Source organism: Mesorhizobium sp. M7A.F.Ca.CA.004.12.1.1 (assembly GCF_003997835.1).
Lineage (GTDB): Bacteria > Pseudomonadota > Alphaproteobacteria > Rhizobiales > Rhizobiaceae > Mesorhizobium.
In genome coordinates this window covers 1-5,780 of the sequence record NZ_RZRK01000389.1, presented here as the reverse complement: position 1 = coordinate 5,780, position 5,780 = coordinate 1, and the positions used below count along the sequence as shown (strand labels likewise).

Below are 5,780 nucleotides of genomic sequence, written 5' to 3'. Positions count from 1 at the left end.
GGATTATGGCGACGTCGCCGACGTCACGCGCATGCTCTATCTCGAACCTGACATGGCGGGCTTTGCCGAATCAAAGCCGCTGGCGGCCGAGGTCGGCAAGGTGTTTTCCTATTCGAGCGGTACGGCGGTGATGCTGTCGCGGCTCTGGCAGCACGCGATCGGCGACAAGGCCAAGGCGCTGACATGGCCGCGCACGGCCCTGTTCGAGCCGCTTGGCATGCATAGCGCGGTGCTAGAGACCGACGAGCAGGGCACTTTCGTCGGCTCGTCCTATCTCTACGCAACCGCGCATGACTGGGCGCGCTTCGGCCAGTTCCTGCTGCAGGGCGGGGTGTGGAACGGCAACCAGATCCTGGCAACCGGTTTCGTCGACTGGATGCGCGAGCCGGCATCCGCCTCGAAGGTCTACGGCAAGGGTCAGTTGTGGATCGAGGCCCCGGGCGATGAGGAAAACCCCGGCGCCGGCGTCGCGGCAGGCCTGCCCAAGGACACGTATTGGATGGAAGGCCATGACGGGCAGACGGTTGCCATCATCCCTTCGGAGCAGTTGGTGGTGGTGCGGCTGGGGCTGACGCCTGCCAAACTCGGCTACCGGCCGCAGACGATGGTGGGGGCGCTGATCAAGGCGCTGCATTAGCGCGGCGCAAACTCTTTGCTATGCAGCTGTCGCCAATGGCTTGGCGCGGTCAACTCGCGCCCGCTCGTCGGGCGAGTTCATGACCTGCCAAAGATCGCTGCGGCGCTGGACGTTCAACCAGAAGTCCGGGCTGTTGCCGAACACCCGCGCCAGAATAAGCGCGGTCGCCGCCGTGACGTTGCGGCGGTCGTTGCACAATTCGTTCACATGCTTGCGCTGGACCCCCATCGCCTCGGCCAAAGCCGCCTGCGTCAGGCCAAGCGGCTGCATGAATTCTTCCGTGAGAATTTCGCCAACCGTTGCCGGCTTGCGTGCGGTCATCAACATGTTCTCACCTCATCTATAGCTGTGGTCGTCGAGATAGATGTCCGACGCCTCACCGCGGCCGCCGTCCCAGCGGAAGATCAGCCGCCATTGCTTGTTGACGCGTATTGAATGGAAGCCTTCGAGAATGCCGCGCAGCTTCTCGAAATGATTGCTGGGCGGCACACGCAAATCCTGATCGATCATCGCGTCGTCAATCATCTGGAGCTTGCGGAACAAACGGCTTTCGAGATCGGACGGAATGTTGCGAGAATGGGTGTCTTCCACGAAGAAGGCCCGCAGCCATTCATCCCTGAAGCCGATGATCACCACATGCTTCCATGCATGTGAGATAGTGTACCGCTCTCGGGGTCATAAGGCAACGTTGATCCAACGGATCGTGGCTGCTTCGCCTTTATGTGCCTTTCCCACGGCAATATTCAGGAAGTGATCTTGATAACCGCCAGCCAGGCATAGCCGCGATAAAGCGTGCGGAAACGGAAGCTTGCACCGGTTCGCCGCGATTCTGATTCCAGCACCTCGCGCAACGATTCACGCGGCGTGACGTGGAACTTTTTCAGCCAGCCGCGCAGCAGCGCCCGGAACCAGCCAGGCAGGCCTTCCTGCTGGCCGAAATCGACGATGTGCAGCGAACCGTTCGGCGACAGGGCGGCAAGCGCTGCCGATACTGTTTTTTCCCAGCCGGGGATCATCGACAGTGAATAGGACACGAAGACACGGTCGAAGCGTTCGACACCGAAGAGTGCACGGGCATCGAAATCGGTGGCATCGCCCCTTGCCAGCACGACGCGGCCGGACAGGCCCTCGCGATCGATCGCCTTTCCGGCCGTTTCCAGCATTTCGGCCGAGATATCGAGGCCGTAGAAGCGGGCATCGGGATAGCGGCGGGCAGCCAGGATGATGTTGCGGCCGGTGCCGCAGCCGAGTTCCAGCACGGTACCGCCGGCGGGCACATCGAGCCCCGCGATCAGCCGGTCGCGGCCGAGAAGATAGTATTTGCGTGTCAGGTCGTAGATGTGGCGCTGCCAGCGGTAGACGCCGTCCATCAGTTCGGCATGGTTGGCCTTGAATTCGGGGCTGGCCGGCAACTCGCTGGTGCTCATGCGGCGCGCTTCACGTAGAGATGGAAGCCGCCATAGATGGCCGAGCGATCGCGGGCCGAAAATTCGCGCGAAGCTTGGTCCTGATAATCCCACTGGTCAAGCAGCGAGCTGGAGACACGGCCCGGCAACAGGCTGGGCTCGGCGGCGGTGCGGAAGATGACGCGGGCGCCTGCGGAAGCGGTGCGGGTGATTTCCGTCCACAGTGCGTTGAGCTGATCGTCGGTCATCCAGTCCTGCGCGTCGAGCAGGACGAATCGATCAACGGAGCCTGCATCCTTGCCGGCGAGGAATTCGATCAGATTGGCATGGTGGATGGCGACGCGGTCGACATTGCCGCGGATGGTCTCGTAATTCTGTTTTTCGAGATAGGCGGGCAGGGCGGCCTCGCCGGGGTTCGGATAGCGCCGGGCGAAGGCCTGCCAGGCGAAATAGTTGTTCTCCAGTGGAAAATCGCAAGCGAGTTTTTCCAGCCGGGCTTTCAGCACGCTGGCCATGGTGCCGTCGCCCGACGTGATCAGCGAATCATACTGCGCCGGTGGAATGCCGAGGCCGAACAGCGAAGCCTTGCGCGACGTCGCCCATCTCAAAAGCTTCTTGTCGAAGACCGGCGCCAGCTCCTCGTTGAAGAATCGGCGCTGCTCGCCGATGTTCCTGGCCTGCATGATGCCGGAGGGGTCGACGCCGAAGAATTTTCCCGTGCGGTGGCCCATGGCGATGAACAGGCCGAGCAGGCCGGTCTGGTAGAAATTGCGGTCGAACACAGTGATGCGCCTGATGCCGCGCCAGTTGCGGCGCTCCCAGTAGTGACGGCTGACAGGATCGAGATGCGGCGCGATGAAACGGTCATACGCTTTCGAATTGTGGCTGGTGTCGGCGGCGCCGAAGAAGCGGAACAGGTCGCCCTGCGATGGCAAATGGCGCACCGCCTCCAGCTTCATGCGGTTCAGCGCGATGTGCGCGGTGTTGAGGTCGACGGCGTCGACCCGGGCCGGCGAGCGCGTGAGGTAGGCCAGAATGTTGCAGCCGCCCGAGGCGATGGTGACGACGCGGTGGCCCTGGCCAAGCTGCATCGCCTCCATGTCGACATCGGGGTCTTCCCAGATCTGCGGATAGACGAGGCCGGAGAACAGGAAGGCGAACAGCCGCTCCGAAATGCCGGCCTTCGACAGCGGGCGGTTCTGGTAGACGGCCTTTCCAACTTCCTTGCCGCGGCGAAAAACCAGATCTGCGGAAACGTCCGTCATGGCAAGATGATTCCCCATTTGCTTTGCCGCAAGCGGGTAGCCTAGGGTCATGACAAGCCGGTGACAGCCTGTTGACGCCTCCTGACAGAGGTGGCGCGTAAAATCAGTTGATACCGCCGCGCAACTTCATCTGGCATCAACTTGCGCACTATCGAAGCCCATGATACCGCCGCGAACACACCCCTTACTGCGAACCAGTTGCACGTGCGTCATCCTCTCCAAGTGTGAAGCCCCATTGATACGGAGTGAGGCCGATTGGCACCTTGCTGTAGGAAGGCATTGAGGGGACGATGCCGGGCTTGAGTGACTGGTATCCATCGAGATAACCGTCGTTGAAGGTCTTGCTCGGGTAGGCAGGAATGTTCTTCACGATGGACATGGCGACTTCTCCTCAGAATATTGCGGACATGCGCCCGCCTCTGGCTCGCCATGTCCGCGCCCGGCAAGCATTCGTCATTGCCCTCCGAACCCGCCCGGCGTCGGCGTCGTCAGGATGACGGCGTCTCCTGCCTGCAGCACTGTCTGGTCGCAGGCTTTCAGCATGTCGATTGTGCCGTCCTTGCGGCGGACTTTGGTCGAGCCGACCTCGCCATCGCCGCCCCCATCCAGCCCTTGCGGCGGCCGGTTGCGATGCGAGGACAGGATGGCGCATTCCATCTTTTCGAGGAAGCGGATGGTGCGCTTGGTGCCGTCGCCGGCGTTCCATTTGCCCTTGCCGCCGGAATTTTCCCGAATGTGGAAATCCTCGAGCAGTACGGGAAAGCGCAGTTCCAGCACTTCGGGATCGGTGAGGCGCGAATTGGTCATGTGGGTGTGGACGCCTGAGGTGCCGGCAAAGCCGCGGCCCGAGTTCATCTGGCCGGCCGGCGAGCCGGAACAGATCGTCTCATAGTACTGGTAGATCTTGTTGCCGAAGGTCAGGTTGTTCATCGTGCCTTGCGCGTTGGCCATGGCGCCCATGGCGCCGAACAGCGCGTTGGTGACATGCTGCGAGGTCTCGACATTGCCGGCGACGACCGCGGCGGGGTAGGCGGGTTTCAGCATGCAGCCATCGGGAATGATGATGTTGATTGGCCGCAGGCACCCGGCATTCATCGGGATCATGTCCTCGACCATGACGCGGAAGGCATAGAGCACGGCGGCTCGGGCGACCGGTTCCGGCGCGTTGAAATTATTCTTCATCACCGGCGAGGTGCCGGTGAAGTCGACGGTCGCCTCGCGCTTTTGCCGGTCGACCGTGATCTTCACCTTGATGATTTGGCCGGTGTCGGTCGGGTACTCATACTCAGAACTGTCGGGCAGCCGCTCCAGCACGCGGCGCACGCTTTCGGCGGCATTGTCCTGGACATGGCCCATATAGGCCTCGACGACATCGAGGCCGAAATGCGTGACCATCTTGCGCAGTTCCGCGACGCCCTTCTCGTTGGCGGCGATCTGCGCCTTGAGGTCGGCGATGTTCTGGTGCGGATTGCGGGCCGGATAGCGGTGGTCGGTGAGCAGCGTTTCCAGCTCCTTCTCGCGGAATTTTCCGCGATCGACGATGCGGAAATTGTCGAACAGCACGCCTTCCTCGTCGACCGTGGTGGCGAGCGGCGTCATCGAGCCGGGTGCGGTGCCGCCAATATCGGCATGGTGGCCGCGCGAGGCGGCCCAGAACAGGATTTCCTCCCCCCTTGAGGGGGAGGTGCCGCCGACGGCGGCGGAGGGGGTCGGATCGACCGGGTTCGACGCTCTTGCGGTGCCTTCTGAGAGGACCCCACCCGGCCGCTGCGCGGCCACCCTCCCCTCGAGGGGGAGGGAAAACACCGGCGTCACCACGGTGATGTCGGGCAGATGCGTGCCGCCATTGTAGGGCGCGTTGAGGGCAAAGACGTCGCCGGGGTGGATGTCGCCGGAATTCAGCCGGATGATGGTTTCGACCGAGCGGTCCATCGAGCCGAGATGTACCGGCATGTGCGGCGCATTGGCGACCAGTGCGCCGGTGCGATCGAAGACTGCACAGGAAAAATCCAGCCTTTCCTTGATGTTGACGGAATAGGCGGTGTTCTGCAGCGTCACGCCCATCTGCTCGGCGATCGACATGAACAGGTTGTTGAAGACCTCCAGCATGACCGGATCGGCCTCCGTGCCGAGCGCTGCCTGCCGGCGCTTTTTCTCGACACGGCGCAGGAGCACATGGTTCCTGGCGGTGATTTCGGCCAGCCAGCCCGGCTCGATGACGATCGTCTGGTTAGGCTCGATAATCAAGGCAGGTCCGGCAACCCTGTTTCCCGGTTTCAGCGCTTCGCGGCGGAAGATGGGTGAAGTGCGCCACTCTCCCTCGGTGAAGATTTCGCGGGTTTGCGAAGGGTTTACGGCAAGGTCTTCGGTTCGTGATTCAGTTTCGTCGCGCCCGGTACCGCCGGTGTCGGTGCCTTCGACGCCGACGGTCTCGACGATCATCGGCTTGTCGTCATAGACGAAACCGAACTG

Annotated in this window: 7 protein-coding genes; 1 reads left to right on the top strand and 6 read right to left on the bottom strand. The window is 62.3% G+C overall.

Annotated elements, in window-relative coordinates; all coding sequences use genetic code 11:
* A partial coding sequence (locus EN984_RS20200) for a serine hydrolase (protein ID WP_164765546.1) occupies window positions 1-637 on the top strand: 637 nt, incomplete at its 5' end.
* Between the two features lie 18 nt (window positions 638-655).
* On the opposite strand, the gene EN984_RS20195 is transcribed toward EN984_RS20200, so the two are convergent.
* The 6 genes from EN984_RS20195 to EN984_RS20170 all read right to left on the bottom strand — a co-directional run.
* Complete coding sequence (locus EN984_RS20195) at window positions 656-964, bottom strand: HigA family addiction module antitoxin (RefSeq protein ID WP_023813159.1); 309 nt, start codon at window positions 962-964, stop codon at window positions 656-658.
* Between the two features lie 9 nt (window positions 965-973).
* The gene (locus EN984_RS20190) at window positions 974-1,270 is read right to left on the bottom strand and encodes a type II toxin-antitoxin system RelE/ParE family toxin (RefSeq protein ID WP_127267190.1); all 297 of its coding nucleotides are present in this window, start codon (window positions 1,268-1,270) and stop codon (window positions 974-976) included.
* Window positions 1,271-1,380: 110 nt separating this feature from the next.
* Window positions 1,381-2,064, bottom strand: a complete 684-nt coding sequence (locus tag EN984_RS20185) for a class I SAM-dependent methyltransferase (protein WP_127271461.1) — start codon at window positions 2,062-2,064, stop codon at window positions 1,381-1,383.
* Window positions 2,061-3,359, bottom strand: a complete 1,299-nt coding sequence (locus EN984_RS20180; RefSeq protein ID WP_127271244.1) for a DUF3419 family protein — start codon at window positions 3,357-3,359, stop codon at window positions 2,061-2,063. The genes EN984_RS20185 and EN984_RS20180 overlap by 4 nt, the downstream gene beginning before the upstream one ends.
* A 133-nt stretch (window positions 3,360-3,492) precedes the next feature.
* Window positions 3,493-3,687 (bottom strand): hypothetical protein, encoded by a 195-nt coding sequence (locus EN984_RS20175; protein ID WP_127271246.1) that lies wholly within the window; start codon window positions 3,685-3,687, stop codon window positions 3,493-3,495.
* A 74-nt stretch (window positions 3,688-3,761) separates the two neighbouring features.
* The coding region (locus EN984_RS20170) for a hydantoinase B/oxoprolinase family protein (protein ID WP_206517448.1) at window positions 3,762-5,780 on the bottom strand (2,019 nt) is incomplete at its 5' end.

Bases quoted from the DNA above. Each gene is read 5' to 3' on its own strand.
- EN984_RS20195 (WP_023813159.1), bottom strand. From the start codon at position 964: ATGTTGATGACCGCACGCAAGCCGGCAACGGTTGGCGAAATTCTCACG.
- EN984_RS20185 (WP_127271461.1), bottom strand. From the start codon at position 2,064: ATGAGCACCAGCGAGTTGCCGGCCAGCCCCGAATTCAAGGCCAACCAT.
- EN984_RS20180 (WP_127271244.1), bottom strand. From the start codon at position 3,359: ATGACCCTAGGCTACCCGCTTGCGGCAAAGCAAATGGGGAATCATCTT.
- EN984_RS20175 (WP_127271246.1), bottom strand. From the start codon at position 3,687: ATGTCCATCGTGAAGAACATTCCTGCCTACCCGAGCAAGACCTTCAAC.